Raw genomic sequence first — 23,089 nt, 5'->3', positions numbered from 1 at the left:
AAAAAGGACGGCTTTTTGACCGTCCTATTTGTGCGTTTAGATTTATTTTTAATGGGGTGAATTTTGTGGGTGAGGGAAGAACTAAAAAAGGCGGATTAACCGCATATATAGAGAAACGATTTTACCAATATGAAAAGATTAAGAAGGCTGTATTTGAAGCTCGAAAAGATCCTGCTGCTTGTAAAACGGGCGGCAACGGTAGCGGGCATGCTTTTGTTAGTGATCCAACCGCTAATGTTGCAATGAAAGAAGTTATGCCTTTACCAAGTGTAATTATTGAAGTTGCTAAGAACGAAACAGAAGTTATTAAGCAACCGGAAAAATGGCTGAAAATTGTAGAACAAACGTATTTATACTATAAAAATGGAATTGTTTATGATATGCTAAAGTCAAGGTATAGTGGTGAACATTACCAAAAGACATGCCGAGAATTACATATAAGCAGTAGTACATATTATCAGATGATTACTGAGGCACAACATTATGCATTGGCTTGTGCTTGTCAGGTGGGGCTGGTGAGAGTGTTTTAATTTTTGATGATGGGAGGAATTAAAAATAAATTGGTCATTTATTTGGCGAAAAACAGGAATATTAAGTGATAGAGAAATTAAAAATTTATTAGGTGATAAAATATATATTTGGCCTTTTAGTAATAAAAATTTAAAAGGATCAACGTATAATTTAACGGCTAGCCCTATAGCTTGGTCTATTACTGAAGAAAAAATCATAAATAATGGGGAGGGTAAATTACCCATTGCCTCTAATGATACTGTATTGATTCAAACTAATGAGGCTATATACGTCGAAAAAGATATTTGTGGTACTTATCACTCAAAAGTAAAATTGGTTTCTAAAGGATTATCTCATATATCGACAACATTAGATCCATATTTTTTTGGGACATCATTAATTGCAGTTACAAATCATTCTAAGAAAGATATAGTCATAGATGTTAATGATACGTTTGCATCATTAATATTTTATAAAATGGCATCATCAAGTAAATTATTACATGATAACCAAGCTTTTCGATCTGATATTCTGCCATTAAATTTCACTGATAAACATATTAAAGATGAAATTACTCCTGCGAATAAAGAAAAACTATTATGCGAAATTAAGAAATGGAAAGAAGCTGAGTGGAGGATTGAAAAAGATCATTTAATTGATATAGTTAAAAGAAAAGTGAGAGAAAAGAATAAAATAAAAAACAGATCTTTTCTAAGAAAAATGTGCACAGGTGTTTTGCCCATTTTTATTGTGATAATATCTATTATTATATTATATAATGACAGTAATTTATCAATTGCAAATTCTAAAAATGCAATTTTGTTCCCTGCTTTATGTGGTTTGTCTGGATGGATAGGAAAAGCTACTTATGTTTTTATTAATTTATTTAAGGAAGAGGATGAGGACAATTGGAATTAAAAATAAATAAGATAAGCGAGTGTGCAATATTGCCTAGCTATGCTCATCAAAGCGATGCCGGGTTAGATTTATTTTCAATAGATGATTTGCTAATAAATCCAGGAGAAATTAAACTAATTAATACTGGAATTCAAATTGAGTTGCCTAAAAATACAGAAGCACAAATTCGACCACGTAGCGGTCTTGCATTAAAATATGGAATTACAGTTTTAAATACTCCAGGGACTATTGATGAAGGATATCGTGGCGAAATTGGTGTGATACTAATAAATCATGGAAAAGAAGCGTTTAAAGTTGAAAGAGGTATGAAAATAGCACAAATGGTCATAAATGAAGTTATTCATGTGAAAATTTTAGAGAAAAGTGATTTAACTGAAACAGAAAGAGAAACCGGAGGATTTGGATCTACAGGAATATAATATAATATAATATAATATAATTCTATTCCGGGAATCACACCTCAATTTTATATGCTATAATAAGAAAAATTAAATAATTCTCTTAAGCAATTTACAAAAAAACACATGAGAAATCGTGTGTTTTTTCTTTTTATAGGACAATGCTGCGTAAGTAGTTCCCTCTTGCTATTTGCGCAGTGCATTGTTATTTTCTGGGAAATGATTGCAGCAAATGGAGATGGTTTGATACGAGATATATATTATTAATATAGAAGTCGTATCAAAAATAAAGGTTAGAGTGTTTATAAAGTCTTATAGAACAAGGACGTATAGGCGATTTGTTATTTACAAAGATAGTGTATAAAACCATGCGAAAGTCAGGTAGTTTTATCATGAGTAATGTTATGCATATTTCAAAGACTGTAGATAGTTCTACAGGTCAAATTTTAAACAAAAATGAATATAGCGTAACTTATTGGGATGATGAGAAAGGCTACTTGTTTTGGCGTAGTAAGGCCGCAACTAAATCATTTGAAGGGATGGACTTACCGAATGATCTTAAGGACTATGAAGTTGCGAAACTGTATAGGCTGTCTAAAAGGATATATAAGAATAGTAATATGATTATGTATCGAAGTGGAAATGTGATGAAGGCTATGCAGATAGAGCATGTAGCAAAGTATTTAAATATGTCTGATAGGCAAGTTAAAACATTCATGAGGAATATGATTGCACGTAAGATTATTGCTAGGGTTGAAGTGAAGATTAGTAATGATATACAGGTGCAGTATTATATGAATCCGATATTCTTTTTCTCTGGTAAATGGTTGAATGTTAATTTGTATTTGCTGTTTAAAAAAGAGTTAGATTGTTATTTGCCTAGTTGGGTGATTGGTAGGTTTAATGAGAAATAATGCAGGATGTGGAAAATATTTGTCGAAGATGATAGGACAAATAAAAAAGGAGATGATTGTTGCGGAAAGAGAATATTTAAATGAAAAAGAACAATATAAAAAAAGTTTAAACAATGAAGAACTTACGAAAATAGAAGATTATGAGTTACGTGAGATTAGACAGAAATATTGGGGATTGCGTCACCGGGCATTTCTTGATGAACATGGAATTCCAGATCAAGATCTTGGGAAGGTGTGGGATAAATTAAGTGAACAAGAGCGAAAAGAAATTGAAGAATATCGATTAAAAAAAGGAATAACAGGTCCATTGGAATGGTAATATTCAGCACCTCACGTGGGGTGCTTTTTTAATGCGCAAAAGTAGGTGAGATAATTGCAAAATATATCATCAAAAATAAGAAAATTGATTAAAGCTTTAGAAATGCGCGGAGAAATATATTTATATTCGAGAGAACAAGTATATAGCTCTAAGTTAGAAAAGATATGCACGATCAATAAAGTATCTCACTTAATGAATGTTAAAGAATACAACAAGCTGTATCCGGATAAAAAGAAAAATCCTAATAAGTATGATTTTGTCAAAGTACCAGTTACAGAATCATTTAGGGAGATTGATATTTTGCTTTGTTTAGCTGAAATTTATAAGGCAGGTGGTTCAAGTGGTTAAAAAAATGACGGTTAAACAGCAGGCTTTTGCTGATTATTATATAGAGTTAGGAAATGGGACAGAAGCGGCGATTAGAGCTGGTTACAGTAAGAAGACAGCAAAGGTTATTGCCAATGAGAACTTAAATAAACCTTACTTGCGTCAATATATAGATGAGCGACTACAACAAATAGCCGACAAACGTATCGCAAAAGGTGAAGAAGTATTGCAGTACCTTACTCGTGTTATGCGCGGAGAAGAAAAAGATCAATTCGATTTAGATGCTACAATAACGGATCGAACAAAAGCTGCTGAACTTCTTGGTAAAAGATATGCGCTGTTTATTGATAAGAAAGAAATCAACGGTGCGATCCCGGTGGTTATTGCAGATGACATCGAAGAATAAGTTATCATTACAACAAATAGTCGGCAAAGGATATGCTGACTACTGGAATTTCCGCGGTAGATATCGAGTTTGTAAAGGTTCACGTGCAAGTAAGAAATCAAAAACTACTGCGCTTTGGTATATCAGTAAAATGATGCAATATCCGTTAGCTAACCTCATTGTCATGCGTAGAACGTTTAGAACGCTAAAGGATAGTTGTTTTACTGAATTAAAATGGGCAATACATAGATTGCAGGTAGATGAATTTTGGCAGGTAAAAGAATCGCCGCTGGAAATCACATATAAACCAACAGGCCAAAAAATATATTTTCGTGGTCTTGATGATCCTTTAAAGATTACTTCTATAACGGTTGAGTATGGTTGTTTATGTTGGGCATGGATTGAAGAAGCGTATGAATTAGAAGATGAAGAAACATTTAATCGCCTTGATGAATCAATACGTGGTGAAGTTCCAGAAGGTTATTTTAAACAATTCACACTTACTTTTAATCCTTGGTCGGCTTCACATTGGCTTAAGAGACGTTTTTTTGATGAACCAAATATAAATGTATTGGCTAAAACGACGAATTATCTTTGTAATGAATTTCTAGATGAAGCAGACAAACAAGTATTTGAAGATATGAAAAAGAATGATCCTGGACGTTATAAAGTTGCTGGACTTGGTGAGTGGGGTATTGCTGAAGGACAATTCTTTTCTATGTGGCGAGATTCACTACATGTTGTACAACCGTTTAAGATACCAGAAGGATGGATGCGCTTTAGATCAATGGACTGGGGGAGTTATCATCCTTATTCAGTTGGATGGTACGCAGTTGATTATGACGGTAATCTTTGGCGATATCGTGAATTGTATGGCTATGGGGGTAAACCGAATGTTGGTACAAAAGAAACAGCTATTCAAGTTGCCGAGAAAATTGCAGCATATGAAAGAGACGATAATATATCTTATGGTGTTTTGGATAATGCTTGTTGGGCTAGAACTGGTACATCGGGTCCTAGTATTGCAGAGGAAATTAACAATACATTAATAAAGCATAAGAAGATACCTTTCATGGAATGTGAAAAAGGACGAGAGCAAATGGCTGAACAAGTGAAACTTAGATTAGTTGGTCATACAAACACCGATGGCGTACAGATACCTGCTGTACGCTTTTTTAGTACCTGTTATCATGCAATTAGAACAATACCAATGCTCACACATGATAAAATTCATCCTGAAAAAGTTGATACTACTGGTGAAGATCATCCTTATGATGAACTTGGATACGCTTGCTTATCCCGCCCTTGGACACCAGATACACCTAAGAAATCAAAATCAGATAAAACAAGATATAAAGAAAAGGAACGTCCATCTGCATGGGCGGTTTAGGAGTGGTAAATTGATTAGTTTTGGAAAGATGAAACCTTTTGAAGATAAAAATCGTATTGGACTCTGGAGTAGAGGACATGCCAACTATGTAAAGAAGGGTGATGATATTGTTTGTTCAGCAGTATCTGCTATTGTGCAAACTGCAATGCTTGGGTGTCAGCAGTATGATGCAAATACAAATATCAGGTGTTGCCAAAAAGGACATTTCTCATTTACATGTCAAAAAAGCGAAGTGACACAAGCCATAATTGAAGCTGCGTTCCTCGGCTTGGATAACATCAGAAAGCAGTATCCACAATGTTTTTATTAAATTTTATGAAAGAAGGATGAATGAGATGGAAAAGTATATTGGTGTGAAAATAGTTCAAGCTAAACCTATGAATCTATTTGAAGCAGAAGAAAAATTACAAAGGAAAATAAGTCAATCAGCGCAAAATCAGGAAGGTTATCTTGTAAAGTATGAAGATGGCTATTTATCTTGGAGCCCTAAAGGCATATTTGAAGAAGCCAATCGTAAAACTGATGGCATGACCTTTGGACTGGCTGTGGAAGCTCTGAAGAAAGGTTTTAGAGTTTGCCGCAAAGGGTGGAATGGTAAAGGTATGTTTCTGTATCTAACAAGTGGAAGTATTGTTCCGATTGTTAACTTAAAGCCAGAAACATCTAAAGCTTTGTTCGGTGAACGGCTTTTGGAATGTGATCAAACAATTGAAATTAAAAGTCATATTGATATGAAAGCAGCTGATGGAACTATTACAATTGGTTGGAATGCAACGCAAGTTGACATGTTAGCAGAAGATTGGATGATCGTAGAATAAAAGCGACTAGCAATTAAGCATAGTCGCTATTTTTATACCCTTTTTTAAGGAGGTGATATATTGGATTATTTTTCAGTAGGAGCAACAACCGTTATTGGAAGCAATCAAAATCTTACAAAATTTCGAGAGTGGTTTAGAGCTGCAGTAGACAAAAGCAATGATTGGCGAAAAGAAGCAAGGGAAGATTACAGTTTTGTAACTGGTCAAGGGCAATGGAGTAAGGCGGATAAGGAAGCTCTAGCTGAACAAGGACGGCCAGCAATTACGATTAACAAAATCAAACCACAGATTAATGTTCTATCTGGCTATCAGCGGCTTAATCGCTATGATATAGATTTTCTTCCTCGTACACCTGACGATCAGAAATTATGTGATGTCCGTAAAGGGGTTACAAAGTTCATTATGGATGAATGTGATTACGAATATAACGAATCACAAGTGTTTATAGATGGTGCTATCTCTGGAATAGGCTGGTTCGAAGTTCGTTATGATTGGGATTACGACACGATGGATGGCGAAGTAAAAATAATTCGGGAAAGTCCATTCAATATTTATGTGGATCCCGAAGCTAGAAAAATTGATTTTTCTGATGCTAAATTCATCATACGTGCAAAGTGGGTTGATAAAGAAGAATTAAAGTTAATTTACAAAGAACATGCGGAAGAAATAGAAGCGCAGACTGATTTGTATGATAGAGAAGAGCAAGAGTATGCAAGTTTAGAGCCTCTTTGGTATCAGAAGGATACGAAGAAGTTGCGCCTTGTTGAATGCTGGTATAAAGAGCGAAAACGAGAAACTTTCTATCTGTTAGCCGATGGCAGTAAAATCCCGAAGAAAGAATTTAAAATTGAAATGCTTGCAAATGGTTCGATTATAAAACCTATTACAATTCCAGTAGATAAGGTTCGTGTTTGTGTATTCTTTGGTGAAATTGAATTGGAGCATGTCAACAGTCCATATGATCATGGCGAAATTCCTTTTGTTCCTTTTGTCACTTATTATTACGGTGAAAACGATACGCCAGCTGGTGTTGTTAGAGATTTAAAGGATCCGCAACGTGAGATCAATAAGAGACGTAGTCAGTCCATGCATGTTTTAAATACCCAGTCTAATAGCGGTTGGATGAAAGAAGAAGGTGCAATGACACCGGAGCAGGAAAACAATGTGCGCAATATTGGTGCTATGCCGGGTGCAATTATAACAGTTGCACCTGGAGCCTTAACTGGTGGCAGGGTACAACGTATCCAACCAAGTAATCCGCCAAACAATTTATTACAAGCGGTTGCTGAAGCTGAACAAGATATACCGTCAATCAGTGGAATCAATGAGGCTTTAATGGGGACTGATATGCCGGCCAGTTCTTCCGGTCGTGCTATTGAATTAAAACAAAAGCAGGCTGTTACGCAAATTGCACCACTCTTTGATAACTTACGTAAGGCCAAGAAGAAAATTACGTATTTGCTTTGGGGGAAACGTGGGCGGAAAGGATTGATACCACAATACTATACCGATGCAAAATGTTATCGTATTGTCGGGACCAATGGGCAACAGCAATTTATTAATGTAAATCAACCTGCAGTTGTCAATGATCCAATCAAGGGTGTAATTCAAACTACGCTGAATGATTTATCACAAGGCGAATTTGATATTGTTATTGCTGATACTCCTGCGACGGCAACACAGCGTATTAGCCAGTTCTGGTCCTTAGTTGATGCAGTAAGCAAATTAGGTATTCCAGGGGATATGGTATTTGATATCTTGCTTGATTTATCAGATGTTCCAAGCAAAGATGAAATTAAGCAGCGATGGACCCAAAGGCAAGAGCAGCAACAGCAACAGGCTTCTCAAGCACAACAGGCAATGCCTAAGATTAATGAAACAGTTAATTACAAGGATTTACCTTTACCTATTCAATTACAGCTTGCAGCTAAAGCTAATTTACTTCCACAACAAGTTGCCGATGAAGTACTTAAAAAGTTTATGGATATGTATTTACCGCATTTAGCGCAAGGGGAACAGCAAGGCAATTTACCGCCAGAAATGCAACAGCAAATGCTTACGCAACAACAAGCACAGCAGTTGCAAACAATGCAGGGGCAAGGTGGAGAGAGTCTAACGCCGCAGCCACAACAAATGACACAGGCGGCTATGCAAAGTTTAATGGCTGGACAAGCGCCGGCCACGATGTAAGGAGGTGAGAACATGGCAAGAGCAAAAACAACCAAAGTTGAGGAAACATTGATTCCAACTGAACCTGAACAACCGAAGGAAAACATAAATAATGAGCCTGAGAAAGTAGAAGATGTTGTTCCTGAAGAAGTAAAAGAAGAAGCTGTAGAGCAAGAATCATTACCTGATGAGGTAGAGGAAGAGTTAATTCAATTTAGAAAAACTCTGATTCAGTTAGGTTTAAAAAGTGCTGACAATCTTTTAAATCAATCCATTCCGATGAATCAGCATGAAGTGAGCACAATCGAATGTTTAAATAGCTTGTATCAAGAAGTTTCAAAAAAATACGAATCTCAATAAGCACCCTGCTTTTTAAAGTAAGGTGCTTTTCTATTTCGTGCCGACAACGATAAGGTCGTAATATTCGTCTAAGGACGTTAAAGAGGAGAATATAAAATGCAAAATATGCTTATTGATTTAAAACTATTTTCGGATAATGAACCAGAAATACCAGCGGAATTAGAAGGTGTTGATAAAGATATTGCACTTTCAATTTTGAAAGAAGCTGGATTGAATAATGAGCCTGAAACTGTTGAATCTGAAGAACAGACTACTGAAGAAGTTCAAGAATCAGAAGAATCAACGGAGGGTACTGCTGCATCAAACGGTGAAGCTGACACCGATACCAAACAAGTAGATGATGAAACAGTTGAACCCGAAAATCAAGAATCAGCAGAAGAAGGCCAGGAACCAGCACATATCCCGTATAAACGTTTTAAGGAAGTCAACGACAAAGCAAAAGCAAAGGATGCAGAACTGGCTAAACTTCAGGCAGAGTTAAATGCATTGAGAGCACAGCAAAATATAGCGGTCCCTCAACAGCCGCCTGCAAATCAAGTACAGCAACCACCATATCAACAAGTTACAAATAACAATTTAAATCAGTCGCCAGAAGTTGATCAAACTTTGTTTAGGCAGGTTGCGACAACTGCATATGAGAGAGCCAAAAAGAATCTTGGTTTATCGGATGAAGACATTAATTCTATTGATTATGCCGATCCGGTAAAAAAGAGAGAATGGGAAGCTGCATATAACATCGAGCTTGTTAGATTAACACAGGAAGCAAACAACCTGGTTGAACGCCAACAGCGCGAATATGTACAAAAGCAGCAAGACCAACAGCAAGTAAATTATGAATATAATCGTTTGGTCAATGACCTAAGAGGACAAAACGATTTTAATGATGTTTATCAATATGCTTGCACTGAAGCTTTTTCTTCATTGCAACCGATTGAGCAGCGTGCCGTAAGTGAAGCTTTTTCGCGTACTGAATCAGGGCAAGGTAGCCTGCAGGATATTTTGATTGTTAAAAATCATTTCATAAATGCACAACAAAAATTTAGAGAAAAACAAAGTAATGATAAGGCAGCAGCTGAAGTTCCGATAGTTCAACCAGTTATACAACCTGTCGACAAAATAGAGAAAACAAAAGAAAAAATTAAACAAATGGAGGCACACCCTAAAGTCAGCCAGATATCGGGGGCAAATTCCCAAGGCGGTACAAGTATTGCCGATCTTGAACGCATGATTCAAGAAACTAATTGGGAAGACTTGCCGAAAGATATTCGAGACTTAGCTTTAGGGCTAAAATAATGCCTTCTATTCGAAAGGATAGATATTAAATGAATCTTGCTTATAAAATCGATTTACAACTTTTTAAAGATACAACAGTACCAGTTTCTTTAATCCAGAAAGCCTGGGCAAAAGATTTATGGACTGCCGCAATGAAAGAACTTTACTTCAATAAGTTCATGGGTGAGGGACCTGAATTCATTATTCACAAACTGACCAATTTAAAGAAAGAAGCTGGAGACAGGATCATTATACCTTTACTATTAAAACTTACAGGTGAAGGTGTATATGATGATGCTGATGTGGAAGGCAACGAAGAAGAATTACGATTCCATGATTTTATGGTTGAAGTTCATGAAATTGCACATGCCGTTCGGCTAAAAGGGAAATTCGAAGAACAAAAAACGCAAATTGATTTAAGAAAGGCTGCCAAAACTGGTCTACAGACATGGCTGCAAGAAAAGTTAGATGCTATGATTTTTGCAGCATTAACGAAAGATCCTACAACAGATAGACTACTTTTGGCTGGTGGTAAAACAGCAGAAGGCGCAGTTGTTGCTGGCGATGTGTTTAGTGCTGCAATGATAGGTAAGGCGAAACGTCTTGCTCAATTGTCTAATCCTAAGATCCGTCCTGTCATGGTGAATGGTAAAAAACATTGGGTAATGATTATTCATCCGTATCAGTCTCGTGACTTGAAAAACGATCCAGTTTGGATTAGTGCGCAAGAAAATGCCGGTGTTCGTGGTAGTGAAAATCCGATTTTCTCTGGTGCGTTAGGTATCTATGATGACATTGTTATTCATGAACATGAAAACATTGCAATCACTAAAACGGGCGCTAATGGAACTCCGGTTGGGCATTCATTATTACTAGGCGCACAAGCGGCAGCTATGGCCGTTGCACAAGAAGCCAACTGGGAAGAAAAGAAATTCAATTATAATAAAAGAGTCGGTTTTGAAGTTGATACAATTTTAGGTGTTGAAAAAGCGGTATTTAACGAAACAGATTTTGCAACTGTACAACTTTTAACTTCCGCTATTGCTGACTAAACAAAAATGCAGGGATTTTTCCCTGCATTTTTTATAAGGTGTGATAAAGATGTTATCAATAGAAACAATTATTAAACGTATACGTGAAGCTGTACATGATGAAAGGGAGATCGGCTACGAGGATGAAACAATTCTTACCTGTATTAATGGTGGTATTCGATTTTTACGTAGAACGATAAAAGATTACAGGCCGTCGATGTTGGTTGAATCTCCAATCATTGGTACCTTGCAAGCAGGAGACAATTATATTGACTTAGATGTGATACCAACAAAATTTATTGATGTACGTATTAACAATGAACGAATAAATTCTATTAATATGGTTCTCATTGAGGACCTAGATAGAAAAGGAACACCGGTAGGATATTATCAAACAGGACTTAGTACGATTCACTTTTATCCAACTCCAAACCGAGAAGTAAGCTATAGGATCCTTGTAGTTGGTGATTTTAAAGAAGTTGGGCTAGAAGATTCTTCACCGTATCCTAATGATTTTGATGACTTTTTAATTGAATATGCCGTTATTAGATTAGGTCTAGGTAATGAGTTTAACATGGCACAGGAAACAGAACTCATGTCTACAATTCATGAACAGATCAAAAAAAATCTTCTAGGTTTCGATAATGTTGCAAATCTAGTTTCTGGTTATTTTGATCCGCTACCTGGAACGAAGTATAACGTTGGAGGTTATTAGGTAAATGCTGCTTTCAACAAAACACGCAAATCAAACTACAATTACAGTATCGAATTTCACAGGTGGTTTAAACTCAACGACAATTCCTGAAATGATTGGTGACAATCAATTGTCTGAAGCCGTTAATATGGAAGTAGATACTTCTACTGGAACACTTCGTACTTGTTCTGGTACAAAACTTTCTTATGCGCCAGACATTCCGATCTATGCGGCAATGTGGGATAAGATTAACGAAGAGATGCTTTTTGTTAGTGAGAATCGAGCGGTTTATCTTGTAAATTTTACGAGGCGTATTCATGAAAAGATTGGACAATTGAATGGATTCTTATATCCTTTGTATACTGAATGGGAAGATGGTATTTTAATTGCTGCAGGTGCAAAGCTGCAATATTATAATGGCAAAAAACTCATTACGTTAAATGATTCGCCTGCTGTTTGTGATGCAGTATATATTCGTGCTGGTCGTGTTTTTATTAATCATGACAATGAAATTCGCTACAGTGCTGTTGGGGATGAAACTGATTGGAAAGAAGATGACAATGTAGACAGTGCAAGCAAGTTTGTTGAAGCTGGTTATAAAGATGGTGGCAAAGTAATTGGTCTTGTAAATCTGTCTTCCGATATTATCATCATTAAAGACAACAATCGGATATATCGTTTAAGTGGGGAATACCCTGCATGGTCCATAAGAGAAATTAGCCGTGAAGTGGATTGCTCTGGCCGGTTATCATTTTGCGGTATAGCAAATGGCGTATTTATCGTTGGAGAAAATAAGTTGCAGCTCATTTCTACAACACAGGAATATGGCGATATGAAAGCGGCTAATGTGGCGAATAACGTTATTAATTTGTTTGCTCATTTACCTAAAAACCCTCGGTGCAAATATGTTCCTACCCTAAATCAAGTTTGGATACTTTCAAAGATAGGTAGCGTTATTGTATATGATTTAACTTATAGTTGTTTTTTTGAAAGAAGATTTACATCTAATGTTATTGATGTGATCAGTGTCAATGATACCGTATATGTCATCAAAGAAAACGGTATTTACGTATTAGACTCCAATGTATTTTCAGATGAAGCTGAGCCTCTCGAATGGCGCTTTATGGCCAAACGGATAGTATCGTATTATGAATACCTTTTAAAACGTGTACAAGTTAGTTATATATCATTATTGGAGGAAGATAATCCTGCAGAGGTTACAGTTGGAGCAGTAACATTAAAACTAAAACCAATGCCGGCAAGTCCACTTATTTATGAGAATAACGATCTAATCTATAACAATGATAGTCTGCTCTATCCAATTGTAAGTCAATTTGGAAATACAAGATGTGTGTACCGTAATCGCTACTTAGATATAAAAGGTAAAGGTAGTGGCAGCGGTATTATTTTTAATAAGATTATGTTTGATATCGTGGAGGTTTAAGAATATGGCGAAAAACAAGTATTGGGAAACAGTAAATACCATATTTTACTCTCCTGTAATAAAAGAAACAATTGCTACAGCTTCACAAAAAATAATTGCTGAGTTTAAAGAAATCTATCATTATTTTGCTAGAGTTAGGCAGATGGATGCAAGCCCTGGTACTGATTTGGTAGATGCAGTTTCATGGCAATTAAAAATAGAAAGCGATACTGGCAATTGGTATATTCGAGATGGAGAAAATGAAAAATGGATTTTGATCGGGACTTTTAAGGATGGCGTTTTTTCTATTCTTGATGTGATTAATAAAATTATCAATGGTGATATTGGAATAGGAAAAACAAAAGGAGCTTTAACCATTCAGCAAAACGGGACAAGTGAACAGCCGTTTAATGGATCCGTAAATCAAACCATCAATATTACTCCCCTTAAAATTAAAGTTTTCAACTCGGATAATAAACTATTGTTTCCTAATGGCAGTATGATGTGGATTGAAAGTGAACCAGTAAAGGATACAAGTGAAGCAGATATATCCAAAGCATACAGCACCGGTTATGACACTGGCTATGGAGCTGGTACATCGAATGGCTATAGTTCTGGATACAAAGAAGGGTATGAAAGCGGTAACAGCGATACTACTGAAGCTAATAAGGTTATTAAATTAATTAACGATATTGGAACAGTAGCTTATTCACCTGAAAGTCTGGCGCTAATTGTCGTGGCAGAAGAAGCTTACGCAAAGCTTACAGAGCAACAAAAAGAACTTGTTTCAAACAATGATGTTTTAACTACAGCAAGAAAAACTTATGATGAATTAGGGAAAGATGCCGGTGCAGGAATATGAGTAAGTTAACTGAACGATTAGCTATTTATAGTAAACCTGCCAACGGACTGCAATATGCGGCGATATATGATTCGTTAGATGATTTGATTGCAGGTCTGCCATACATGACAGTTCAGATCAGTGATGGAAGAATTGGTTATGTACAATTAAACGTCTTGGATAGCGACAACAAGACCAACGGAAGAGTATATAAAACTACAGATCAAAAAATATATCAAATTTCATCGGTAGCAATTTTGCCAATCGACGTAACTTATTCACTCGATGGGAAGACGTTTCGTGATGGAGGCAGCTTTCCAGGGACAAGTTTTGTGTTAGGCACAATTATTTCAAGTGGAATACAAAAGTTAGAAATCACTTACCACTATGAATATAGGGCGAATGAACCGCGCAGCGGAACGACTGGAACAAGAATAGCAATAGGAAATGTTGCTGGTCCTACGCAAGTGAAAAGCTCTAAGGTTTCTTATAATTCTTTTGATGCAACGGCCATTGTATATATTGGTAAAGGAAATTTTGATGTAATGTGGCAGGGATATAAACCTAAATGGCACGGCATGACTTGGGCAGCTGGTTGGGTTAAGATAACAAATAAATTTTAAGGTGATAAGATGACTCTTGATGATTGGATAAAAAGATACGAAAAAAAAGCCGAGAAGTTTAGTTTAATTCCCGGATTTTCTATTTATTATGAGCCCGATAAAGGCTTTTTTTGTTATAAAATAACTGGCAATGTTTTTGAGGTTGATCATACCTGTACAAATGATGTTAAACATTTAGTTACCGTTGCACAATACAAGGCTAAAAAGCATAATTGCAAAGTTATCGTTACGCAGACACTTCATGATCCGGCTGTATTTATGCGGCTTCTCAAATGGAATATACGTATTGATTTAAGTGGTATTCGTGACAATGGAAAAATGTATTGGGTTTTTGAAAAGGAAGTGATTTAAATGGTAATGCGAGGAAAAGAAGTATGGACAGAAACTGATTTAAGCAGGGTATCCAGTGGAGCAGGGAAACATGTACATTTCAAAGGTAAAGGAAGTTCATCTACTACTACGCGAAGCATTCCGGCTCAAACGCAGAATGAAGCGACCTTAGAAAATGGTTTAATGAAGTATAATACTACGGGCTTAAACAACGCCAGCAACATTTTAAATAATGGTATAAATGCAATTGGTAATACAGTAAACACGGATTGGAACTCATTGTCCAAATCATATAACGATACCATGAATAATGTGTCTTCTGGTTATAATGATCTTGCCAATGGAAATTTGCCAAGTTCATACGCAAATGCTAGACAACAAGCACTAACCAATGATATGAATGCCAGTGTAGGGAATGCGATTTCAAATTTAGGTAGTCGTGGAATATTAAACAGCAGCGTGACAAACAACGCACTCAATAACATTGGTCAAAATGTATCAAATACCTTGGCAGATAATTATACAAATGACTTAAATACGTACGCTAATATATTGAATCAGCAAGCTGGGAATGCAGGAAATTTGTTAAGTAATAATGCTGCAGCCGAGCAGAGTTCTTATTATAAACCTTCTGCACTCTTATCTTATTCCTCTCAATTATCTACTCCCTCACAAAACATGTATAACACAATGTATGGTGGTCGTATGGGTACTGGATCAACTACGCAAACCTCAAATGACGGTGGTGCATCTGCATGGGGCGCAGTTGGATCTCTTGGTTCTGCAATGATAGCATGTTTTGTTGGTGGAACAAAAATAAAGACAATAGATGGTGAAAAAGATATTCGTGATGTTCATATAGGAGATTTGGTTTATTCACTTGATGATAATGATTTGCCTTGCGAGAAAACAGTCATTGAAGTTCTACCTGCACATATGAGTGACATTCTTAGAATTATATTTGAAAATGGTACAGTTATTGAAACAACTGAGTCACAGCGATTCTATACTTCTCCTTGGTTTGAGTATGTAGGCAGAATGGAAAAGCCGGCAATCAATATTAAAGGTAAAAAAGTTAAAGTTATAAAAGTTGAGAATACGGGAAGGCAAGATCTTGTATATGACTTTGTTGTTTCTGACCGAAATATTTTCTTTGCCAATGAAATTGCGGTAGAGGGGTTTGGTGACTGATATGTTTAATCAAAATTTAAATAGAAATTATGGATTTGCAAATGCATTGGCAGATATAGTTGGCACATATATTCAAAAGAAGAGTATTGATGGCGCTTTGAATTATGCGAACAATTATGAAAACCAATTACAAGAACAATCAATCAAACCTTTAGTAGATAATACTCCGATGGGGAGTTCTATAAGGCAACAAACAATGCAGGCGCTTATGCCTAATACAGATTGGAAAGGTTCGAATCCCACCGCGGATCCAGCGGTTCTCGGACTAGCAAAGTATTTAGGGCAAAACACACCGTCGAATCAACCAACAAATTTACTAAGTGACTTAGGATCTTTTCAAAAATTAAATCCAGTTAACAATGTTTCAAAGCCACAAATAACGCAACAGGATTACGATAAGCAAGCTGCGTTCGATAAAACAAAGAATGAACACCCTGAATGGTTTGTTGGAGCTACATATGTGGGGAATGATCCAGAGGCAAAAGCAAATGCCGAGCAACAACAGGAAAAAACTAAAGCCGCAGAAGCACAATTATATCAGTTTAATAATCCCATTGAATATACACCCTCTGGACAATTAAGCTATGCAGAGTATAAACAAAATGTTATGAAATCAAAACCTGCAGCAATGAGAGAGTTGGTTAGTAAATATGGAATGGATGCAGCTAAATTAGCTATGCCGATGATTGAATCAACTATAAATGATAAAATGAGCACTTATGCTGATCAACAAGATTTGGCTAATCGTCAGCAACTTTCTCAATATATTCTTGGCGATTTATCAACTCCACAATCTAAACAAAGAGCAATGTGGGCACTGCAAGAATATAATCGAGCTGCTAAGTCAATGGGGAAAGATGGGGCGGATATGAATCTTATGGGCCAAATGTTAGCTTCAAATGATGTTGCTATTACAGCAAAAGATATTGGTGGTTCTATTCAATTTTATGCAGCACCTAAAAATGGCGGATCTTTTGCAGATGGTAGTTTCATTAAGCCAATTTTTGCAGAAACAAAATCACTTTCACCAGATACAGCGGCAAATCTTGATGAAAGACGTTTTGAATTCCAAAATGTATCTGGAAATACAAAAGCGCAGCTTGCAGAACGGCGTTATGAACATACTAATCCGTCTGCTAATGCTATATTAGGAGCAAAAACACAAACCTCGCTTGCAAAGTTAAAGTCGGAGAATAGCACCAATGGAAATGGGCAAGTTTCTGCAGCTAAACAAATAATTAATCACCATGACCAATGGATGAAAAATCAAGGCGAAACGGATGACAAGAAAGATCCAAACTATAATAATTATTTACAAGCTTTACAAATTATAGCCAATGCAGCAGGAATTGCTAAAGCAAAAACAACAATAAATCAAGATGAAGCTAATAAAGTCTACGATGCTATAATGTCTAAATATCCAAGTGCTACTGATGAAGAGATAAAAGCGTATATTTCACAGAATTACAGTGTTGAATAGAGGCGAATGTTTGTATGATAAACGAAGATCCTAATGAAATTTTAAATGTAGCGACGGGGAGAAAAATAATAGATGATGATCCTGATGATATCTTAAATCAAGCTAGAGCCATAAGTTATGATGATCCTCGGATACCAGAGACTTCATTGTGGGAAGATGTAAAGAATGGTGTAGGGAAATTCTTTACTCCAAGCCAAGGTGACCCCAGCCAGGCGCTACAGAATTTACCTGGTGCTGATCCGTTTTATGCTCATGATCAAAATAATTTGCCTTATGTCGATCGCAATGTAAATTATGATCCTAATTCAGTGGCAAACATAAATAAATTTGTGCTAAATACAGCTGAGCAATTAAGCCAATATAAAGATAAAGTTGTAGATGATTTTTCAAAATTGCAATCAGGAAACGAAGAACTTCAAAATAAAGTTGGTGATGTTGCTGTTCCTGGGCTTGATCCTTATTATGCCCGTGATCAAGTAGGACAGCAATATTCTAATGATAGTGTTTCAAATCCTGAACGCATAACAGATGAATATAATACGTTATATGATACGGTTGGGAATCCTGCAGGTAAAATAGCCGTAACCCCGTTTGTACCAGCTCCTGTTCGTGGTGTAGCAGGAGCTTTATTCTTGCCTTTCATGGCAAAGGATATGACTGAATCTCTTGCTGATAATATGAATCCGGTTGACGGTAGTGAGCCATCCCTTGCAAGTGCAACAAAGAAAACACTTTATGATACACTTGTAGATCCTGTTGTGGATCCAGTCAAAAGACTTTACGAAGATCCTAAACAATTTGCTCAAAATATAGTTGACGATCCATCTAGAATTTTTACAGATGTTTTTTTACCTGGCGCAGTTGGGCATAGCGTAGCTAAAGGAGGAAAAGCTCTTTATGATAAAAAGTATGGTGAAAATGTAGATATATCTGATTCATTGCCCGAAGCAGAACCTTTAAAGGCATCAGAACCTAAGTATTCAAATGAATTTATTGATTCACTTCCTGATGCTTCTATGAACGAAAAGATTCTTGATAATGTATCAGAAGGTAGCTTGGATATAAACGGCCGAGAAGGTGGATCTGTTGCAACATTAATTGCTGAGCGCACTGGATTGCCGTCTGATTGGATTTGGGCGCAAATGAATCATGAGACGGGTGGTTTCGGTAGTGCGTTAGCCAGAGAAGATCACAATTATGCTGGTATTAAAGCGACGAATCCAAGACCGGGAATAGATCCAAAAGCACCGGATGGCGGCTATTACAGACATTTTGATTCTGATGCTGAATATGCAAATTATGCCGCAAGAAACTTAGAAGCATATAGAGAAGATGGATTGTTTGATGCGAAAAATATTGATGAATTTGCTGCTGCATTAAAACGTGGAGGATATTTTACTGATAATCTGAATGTATATGTAAACGGCTTGAAAAATGCTTTAGAAGGTAAAGCATCTGTAGGTGGCAGCAGGCAGAGAGCGCCGCGGATTGAAGATACATCTTTTGATTCGGTAGATATACCTAGAAATCCAGTGGAAGATATGTCATATGATTTACCACAGGACAAAACAAATATATCAGCTCTTGGGGAGTCTGATATATTTGGACGTTATAAAGATGAAGTAACCGGAATAGAGAACTCAAAAAAACTTATACCTGAAAATGAATCTTTAGTTTCCGAGGATACGGGTATAAAAAAAGCTCCTACGGCTGATGTGACCGAGGGGCTTAGTGTAGATGAAATTAAACAACAATTAGTTTCTGGAGTTGAAGATGGGTTAGTCCAGCAAAGAATTAATGACTTTGTTGATAAAGCTATTTCTAGTAAAGATTATTCTTGGATGAATATCAGAGAAGTAGAACCACGTGAGATTAAAAGAATAAAAGAACTTACTGGAATTGATGTTACTGGTTACAAGCATAACATAACAAGTGATAATATAAGACATGCGCTTATGGAACATGGCGACCCTGCTATTGAACATAAGAATTGGGGTCAAGTAGCAATTACAGATCATGATATTAAGAGAATACCTGAAATTGTAAAGCAATATGATGAAATTTTTCCTGGTGAGGAAAGAGGCGGTGTTAAGTCTGTAATTTATAAAAAGGGATTCGCTGATGGTACAAACGAATACTTAGAAGTTATTTTAACAGGAAGAAAAGTTCTTCGTATAAAATCAATGTGGAAGAAGCCTCCTGCGCGATCCGTACCGGAATCCGGTAACGTTCCAACGTTCGATTCAAACGGATTACCGCAAAAAACGGATTCCGCTTTACTACCCGTACGCAGTCAGACTTCTTCCACTGATATTAATAATATACCTCAAAATCAAAAATTATTCAATGGCAAAGAATACTCGCTTTCACCGTCTGGCAAACCAGGCGGTTTTTCTATTCTTGAAAATATGCGTGATGGTCTTTTAGATAAGGCGTATGAAGCTGTGAATAATGGCGATTATCAAAAAGCATATGAGTTGGCAAAACAAGCAGGTGCTGAAGATTGGGCCAGTGCTTATAAATCACTTGCTGATACAAATGGTGGTCAAGTGCCAATTGCTCCACGATTAGAGGGGAAGCCTAAAGGCAACTATGAAGGGGATACGGTTACAAAGAAGCAAATTATTAAAAGGGCAGGTGAACTATTTGTTCCTGTTAGAAGTGGGCGCATTGGTGCAAAGGACGTACAAGGCTTTGCTGATCATAATACTGGTGTTGTCCGAACTCGTGATTATGGAGATCTTAACACGATGGCGCATGAAATTGGGCATATTACAGATGCAGCACTCGGTTTGCGTAGTAATGCTGGTTTATATGATAGAGAATTTGTACGCATTGTAAATAAGCGTTTTGGAGAAGGTACATATGCACCGGAACAAGTCAGGGCTGAGGGCATTGCGGAATTTATGAAGGATTATTTAACAAATGAAACTATAGCTAAAGCTGAATTCCCCCAATATTATCAAAAATTCAAAGAAGCTATTGCTAAAAATCCAGATGTTTACGCAAGAGTAAATGAAATAAAATCAATGATCAATGTATGGAATAAGCAATCTGCTGAAGCTCGTGGTCGCAGTGGTATATCTTATGCTGATGAAATGAAACCAACAATAAAAGAGCGTATAGAAAAAGGTAAAATCAAGTTTGTTGAGGATTGGATCGATGATAAAGTCGGATTAAAAACTGTTACTGAAAGTTATGAACGTGCCACCGGTGAAAAACTTGTTACGAAAGATGATCCTTATAAGATGGCAAGATTAGCACAAAATTCATCAGTTGCAAGAGCACAGATGCTTGTTGAAAGTGATCGTCCTGAATTAGTTAAAAAATCACTAAATAATATCTATGGCAATATAATTAATGAAGCTGTAACAATTAAAGGTACCTTATCTGCTTTAGATAACGCTATGAAAGGAAAATCGAAAGATTATCTTAAAGCTGGCAATTTTAAAAACTGGCATGAAGCACTTGATTCACTGTTGGTTGCGCGAAGACAAATAGAATTGCATAAAGTGAATGTTTTAGATGTTACTTTGAAAGCCCAAGAAGCTGTTGAGCAGGCAAAACGAAAATTAGTAGAAGCTAGAAAGGAACGTCTAAAAGTAGAAACTTCTCAAAATCATCCTAATATTTTTGAAAAAAATTCAGCTGTAACTAAATTCAAAGAACTCGAAGAACAAGCAAAGCGCGAATTAAATTCTACGTTATCAGAATTGGAACAGGCGAAAAATAAGCAATATAAAACTCCGATTGATATGAAAGATGCAGAAAAGATTATTAACAACGCTCCTAAGGAACTTCATGAGGCAGCACAGAAAATATATAAATATAACGATAATATATTGCGTATTTTAATGCATTCGGGAATGGTTAAGAAGGTTGTTTATGATGCACTTGTAAAGAAATATAAAAACTATGTTCCAATGGCTAGAGATTTTGCCGATGAAGCTGGAATAGAAAAAGGTTTTGGAATGGGAAGCAGTTTTGGAAATGTGAGAAGTGCTTTAAAATCTATTTCAGAAGCAGGTTCTACAAGACAGGTTGTAAGTCCGTTAGAAAGCATGGTTAAGAATACATATGCACTTTTAAATCTTGTGGAAAGAAATAGAGTTGGACAAACATTTACACGCCTTGCCGAAAGTGACCGAGTTGGCAGATTAATAGAAGAAGTAAATGGCACCGCGGCAACCAAAGATAGTACATTTTCTGTATGGGTAGATGGTGAAAAGAAAGTATATCAAACTACGCCAGAGGTTTATCGTGCGATTATGTCCGTTAACAAAGATAGTGCGAATATTATTACAAAGTTATTAGGTCCGCCAGCTAGTTTATTGCGTGCTGGTGCAACTCTTATGCCAGATTTCGCAATCAAAAATATTATGCGTGATACTTTTGGTGCAGCTGTATTTTCACGTTATGGATTTAGACCAGTTGTCGACCATGCAATTGGGTTATTCCACATGGCGAAACAAGACCAATTATTTCATGAGTACAAAGCTTCAGGTGCTTTGATGAGTACAATGGTAGGCCTTGATCGTAATTATATTCAAGGTTCATTGAAAGGTTTATATAAAAAAGATATGGCGCATTACTGGCACCATTATAATCCTGTACAGATGCTCAGAGGATTTTCCGAAGCATTAGAAACAGCAACAAGATTAGGTGAATATAGCAGAGCTAAAAGCAAAGGCGTTTCTATTGAAGACGCGGCTTTATCTGCTAGAGATATCTCTCTTGATTTTAGCAAGCATGGTGTATATGGTAAAACTGTTAATAAAGCCGTGGCTTTTTTTAATGCAGGAGTTCAGGAGCCAGCCAGAATCATACAGGCTTTTAAAGAGGACCCGGCAGGGACAAGTGCAAGAATCGGCTTATATATAACATTACCGTCTGTTGTTTTGTGGACTATGAATCATGATCAAGAATGGTATAAAGAATTGCCGGATTATCAGAAAAATTTATTTTGGATTTTTAAAGCTGGGGATACTGTTTGTAGAATTCCAAAACCTTTTGGGTTAGGTGTTGTGTTTGGATCCTTACCAGAAAGAACTCTTGACTGGATGATAGATAAACGGCCGGATGCAATGAAAAAATGGGCAGTAGCTGCTAAGGATGCATTTGTTCCTAACTTCATGCCAACTGCAGCAGCACCTTTGCTTGAATGGGTTACAAATTATTCATTTTTTTCAGGGCGGGATATTGTTCCACAAAAAGAGCAAAAACTTCCTGATGCTATGCAATTTGGTCCGAATACCTCTGAACTTGCAAAAATCATTGGAAAACATTTTGATTTATCGCCAAGAAAAATAGATAATCTTATCTCTGGGTATGGCGCCGGTATGGCAAATCAGACACTGAATGCTGCTGATGCGCTCATGGGGAAGAGAGAATATCAAAATCCATTCAGTAAAGCGTTTGTCGTTGATCCATTAAAAAGTCCTCAATCTATTCAAGATTTCTATGAAAAGTTGAATGAGTCAGAGAAAGTCTATAATGGGGCTAAGATCGCCAAAGAAAGACCGAGTAGTGATGATTTACGTAACTACAACAGATTAAAAGCGGCAAATAAAATTATGCAAAATCTAAATAAATGGGAGAGAAAAGCTGTCCAAGATGGAGATAAAGAGAAAGTAAATGAATTAAATAGACGGCAACTACGTTTAGCACAAGATGCGCTGAGTAAAGTAAGATAGATA

At 36.5% G+C, this 23,089-nt stretch carries 22 protein-coding genes; all 22 read left to right on the top strand.

Annotated elements, in window-relative coordinates:
- The first annotated feature begins 65 nt into the window (after positions 1-65).
- A complete protein-coding gene (locus tag BN6559_RS01245) occupies positions 66-530 on the top strand; it encodes a hypothetical protein (protein WP_110953056.1) in 465 nt (154 codons plus the stop codon).
- A gap of 25 nt (positions 531-555) precedes the next feature.
- Positions 556-1,428: a dCTP deaminase domain-containing protein gene (locus BN6559_RS01240; protein WP_110953055.1), complete on the top strand. Its 873-nt coding sequence runs from the start codon at positions 556-558 to the stop codon at positions 1,426-1,428.
- Entirely contained in the window at positions 1,419-1,847 is a 429-nt protein-coding gene (dut, locus tag BN6559_RS01235; RefSeq protein ID WP_110953054.1) for a dUTP diphosphatase, read from the top strand. The genes BN6559_RS01240 and dut overlap by 10 nt, the downstream gene beginning before the upstream one ends.
- A gap of 371 nt (positions 1,848-2,218) precedes the next feature.
- Positions 2,219-2,740: a hypothetical protein gene (locus BN6559_RS01230; protein ID WP_110953053.1), complete on the top strand. Its 522-nt coding sequence runs from the start codon at positions 2,219-2,221 to the stop codon at positions 2,738-2,740.
- Positions 2,741-2,759: 19 nt separating this feature from the next.
- On the top strand, positions 2,760-3,059 hold the full coding sequence (locus BN6559_RS01225) for a hypothetical protein (RefSeq protein WP_199883661.1): 300 nt from the start codon (positions 2,760-2,762) through the stop codon (positions 3,057-3,059).
- Between the two features lie 54 nt (positions 3,060-3,113).
- Positions 3,114-3,407 (top strand): hypothetical protein, encoded by a 294-nt coding sequence (locus BN6559_RS01220; RefSeq protein ID WP_110953051.1) that lies wholly within the window; start codon positions 3,114-3,116, stop codon positions 3,405-3,407.
- 4 nt (positions 3,408-3,411) lie between these two features.
- The gene (locus BN6559_RS01215; protein ID WP_110956218.1) at positions 3,412-3,792 is read left to right on the top strand and encodes a terminase small subunit; all 381 of its coding nucleotides are present in this window, start codon (positions 3,412-3,414) and stop codon (positions 3,790-3,792) included.
- The gene (locus tag BN6559_RS01210; protein ID WP_110953050.1) at positions 3,776-5,161 is read left to right on the top strand and encodes a PBSX family phage terminase large subunit; all 1,386 of its coding nucleotides are present in this window, start codon (positions 3,776-3,778) and stop codon (positions 5,159-5,161) included. Before BN6559_RS01215 ends, BN6559_RS01210 begins: the two co-directional genes overlap by 17 nt.
- 10 nt (positions 5,162-5,171) lie before the next feature.
- Positions 5,172-5,471 (top strand): ribosomal-processing cysteine protease Prp, encoded by a 300-nt coding sequence (locus tag BN6559_RS01205; RefSeq protein ID WP_199883660.1) that lies wholly within the window; start codon positions 5,172-5,174, stop codon positions 5,469-5,471.
- Between the two features lie 25 nt (positions 5,472-5,496).
- Positions 5,497-5,979: a DUF2829 domain-containing protein gene (locus BN6559_RS01200; RefSeq protein WP_199883659.1), complete on the top strand. Its 483-nt coding sequence runs from the start codon at positions 5,497-5,499 to the stop codon at positions 5,977-5,979.
- Between the two features lie 60 nt (positions 5,980-6,039).
- Entirely contained in the window at positions 6,040-8,169 is a 2,130-nt protein-coding gene (locus BN6559_RS01195) for a portal protein (protein WP_199883658.1), read from the top strand.
- 12 nt (positions 8,170-8,181) lie between these two features.
- Positions 8,182-8,508 carry a hypothetical protein gene (locus BN6559_RS01190; protein ID WP_110953047.1) on the top strand — a complete coding sequence of 109 codons (327 nt, stop codon included), beginning with the start codon at positions 8,182-8,184 and terminating at the stop codon, positions 8,506-8,508.
- A 96-nt stretch (positions 8,509-8,604) separates the two neighbouring features.
- Positions 8,605-9,801, top strand: coding sequence for a hypothetical protein (locus BN6559_RS01185; protein ID WP_110953046.1), 1,197 nt, complete (start codon positions 8,605-8,607; stop codon positions 9,799-9,801).
- A gap of 29 nt (positions 9,802-9,830) precedes the next feature.
- Positions 9,831-10,832, top strand: a complete 1,002-nt coding sequence (locus BN6559_RS01180; protein WP_110953045.1) for a N4-gp56 family major capsid protein — start codon at positions 9,831-9,833, stop codon at positions 10,830-10,832.
- Between the two features lie 49 nt (positions 10,833-10,881).
- A complete protein-coding gene (locus BN6559_RS01175) occupies positions 10,882-11,526 on the top strand; it encodes a phage adaptor protein (protein ID WP_110953044.1) in 645 nt (214 codons plus the stop codon).
- 4 nt (positions 11,527-11,530) lie between these two features.
- Entirely contained in the window at positions 11,531-12,949 is a 1,419-nt protein-coding gene (locus BN6559_RS01170) for a hypothetical protein (protein WP_110953043.1), read from the top strand.
- A gap of 4 nt (positions 12,950-12,953) precedes the next feature.
- The gene (locus BN6559_RS01165) at positions 12,954-13,790 is read left to right on the top strand and encodes a hypothetical protein (RefSeq protein ID WP_110953042.1); all 837 of its coding nucleotides are present in this window, start codon (positions 12,954-12,956) and stop codon (positions 13,788-13,790) included.
- The gene (locus BN6559_RS01160; RefSeq protein ID WP_110953041.1) at positions 13,787-14,392 is read left to right on the top strand and encodes a hypothetical protein; all 606 of its coding nucleotides are present in this window, start codon (positions 13,787-13,789) and stop codon (positions 14,390-14,392) included. The genes BN6559_RS01165 and BN6559_RS01160 overlap by 4 nt, the downstream gene beginning before the upstream one ends.
- A gap of 9 nt (positions 14,393-14,401) precedes the next feature.
- Positions 14,402-14,743 (top strand): hypothetical protein, encoded by a 342-nt coding sequence (locus tag BN6559_RS01155; protein ID WP_110953040.1) that lies wholly within the window; start codon positions 14,402-14,404, stop codon positions 14,741-14,743.
- Positions 14,744-15,913 carry a Hint domain-containing protein gene (locus tag BN6559_RS01150; RefSeq protein ID WP_110953039.1) on the top strand — a complete coding sequence of 390 codons (1,170 nt, stop codon included), beginning with the start codon at positions 14,744-14,746 and terminating at the stop codon, positions 15,911-15,913.
- 1 nt (position 15,914) lies between these two features.
- The gene (locus BN6559_RS01145; RefSeq protein WP_110953038.1) at positions 15,915-17,393 is read left to right on the top strand and encodes a hypothetical protein; all 1,479 of its coding nucleotides are present in this window, start codon (positions 15,915-15,917) and stop codon (positions 17,391-17,393) included.
- 14 nt (positions 17,394-17,407) lie between these two features.
- Entirely contained in the window at positions 17,408-23,086 is a 5,679-nt protein-coding gene (locus tag BN6559_RS01140) for an LPD38 domain-containing protein (RefSeq protein ID WP_110953037.1), read from the top strand.
- Positions 23,087-23,089: the final 3 nt, after the last annotated feature.

The organism is Massilibacillus massiliensis (assembly GCF_900086705.1).
Lineage (GTDB): Bacteria > Bacillota > Negativicutes > FLKF01 > FLKF01 > Massilibacillus > Massilibacillus massiliensis.
Note: the sequence above shows the minus strand (reverse complement) of the source record. Positions and strands in the feature narration are given on the sequence as shown.

What these genes read in the sequence shown, in the direction of transcription:
- BN6559_RS01230 (WP_110953053.1), top strand. Translation starts at nt 2,219, where the DNA reads ATGAGTAATGTTATGCATATTTCAAAGACTGTAGATAGTTCTACAGGT.
- BN6559_RS01215 (WP_110956218.1), top strand. Translation starts at nt 3,412, where the DNA reads ATGACGGTTAAACAGCAGGCTTTTGCTGATTATTATATAGAGTTAGGA.
- BN6559_RS01210 (WP_110953050.1), top strand. Translation starts at nt 3,776, where the DNA reads ATGACATCGAAGAATAAGTTATCATTACAACAAATAGTCGGCAAAGGA.
- BN6559_RS01200 (WP_199883659.1), top strand. Translation starts at nt 5,497, where the DNA reads ATGGAAAAGTATATTGGTGTGAAAATAGTTCAAGCTAAACCTATGAAT.
- BN6559_RS01190 (WP_110953047.1), top strand. Translation starts at nt 8,182, where the DNA reads ATGGCAAGAGCAAAAACAACCAAAGTTGAGGAAACATTGATTCCAACT.
- BN6559_RS01185 (WP_110953046.1), top strand. Translation starts at nt 8,605, where the DNA reads ATGCAAAATATGCTTATTGATTTAAAACTATTTTCGGATAATGAACCA.
- BN6559_RS01180 (WP_110953045.1), top strand. Translation starts at nt 9,831, where the DNA reads ATGAATCTTGCTTATAAAATCGATTTACAACTTTTTAAAGATACAACA.
- BN6559_RS01175 (WP_110953044.1), top strand. Translation starts at nt 10,882, where the DNA reads ATGTTATCAATAGAAACAATTATTAAACGTATACGTGAAGCTGTACAT.
- BN6559_RS01170 (WP_110953043.1), top strand. Translation starts at nt 11,531, where the DNA reads ATGCTGCTTTCAACAAAACACGCAAATCAAACTACAATTACAGTATCG.
- BN6559_RS01165 (WP_110953042.1), top strand. Translation starts at nt 12,954, where the DNA reads ATGGCGAAAAACAAGTATTGGGAAACAGTAAATACCATATTTTACTCT.
- BN6559_RS01160 (WP_110953041.1), top strand. Translation starts at nt 13,787, where the DNA reads ATGAGTAAGTTAACTGAACGATTAGCTATTTATAGTAAACCTGCCAAC.
- BN6559_RS01155 (WP_110953040.1), top strand. Translation starts at nt 14,402, where the DNA reads ATGACTCTTGATGATTGGATAAAAAGATACGAAAAAAAAGCCGAGAAG.
- BN6559_RS01150 (WP_110953039.1), top strand. Translation starts at nt 14,744, where the DNA reads ATGGTAATGCGAGGAAAAGAAGTATGGACAGAAACTGATTTAAGCAGG.
- BN6559_RS01145 (WP_110953038.1), top strand. Translation starts at nt 15,915, where the DNA reads ATGTTTAATCAAAATTTAAATAGAAATTATGGATTTGCAAATGCATTG.
- BN6559_RS01140 (WP_110953037.1), top strand. Translation starts at nt 17,408, where the DNA reads ATGATAAACGAAGATCCTAATGAAATTTTAAATGTAGCGACGGGGAGA.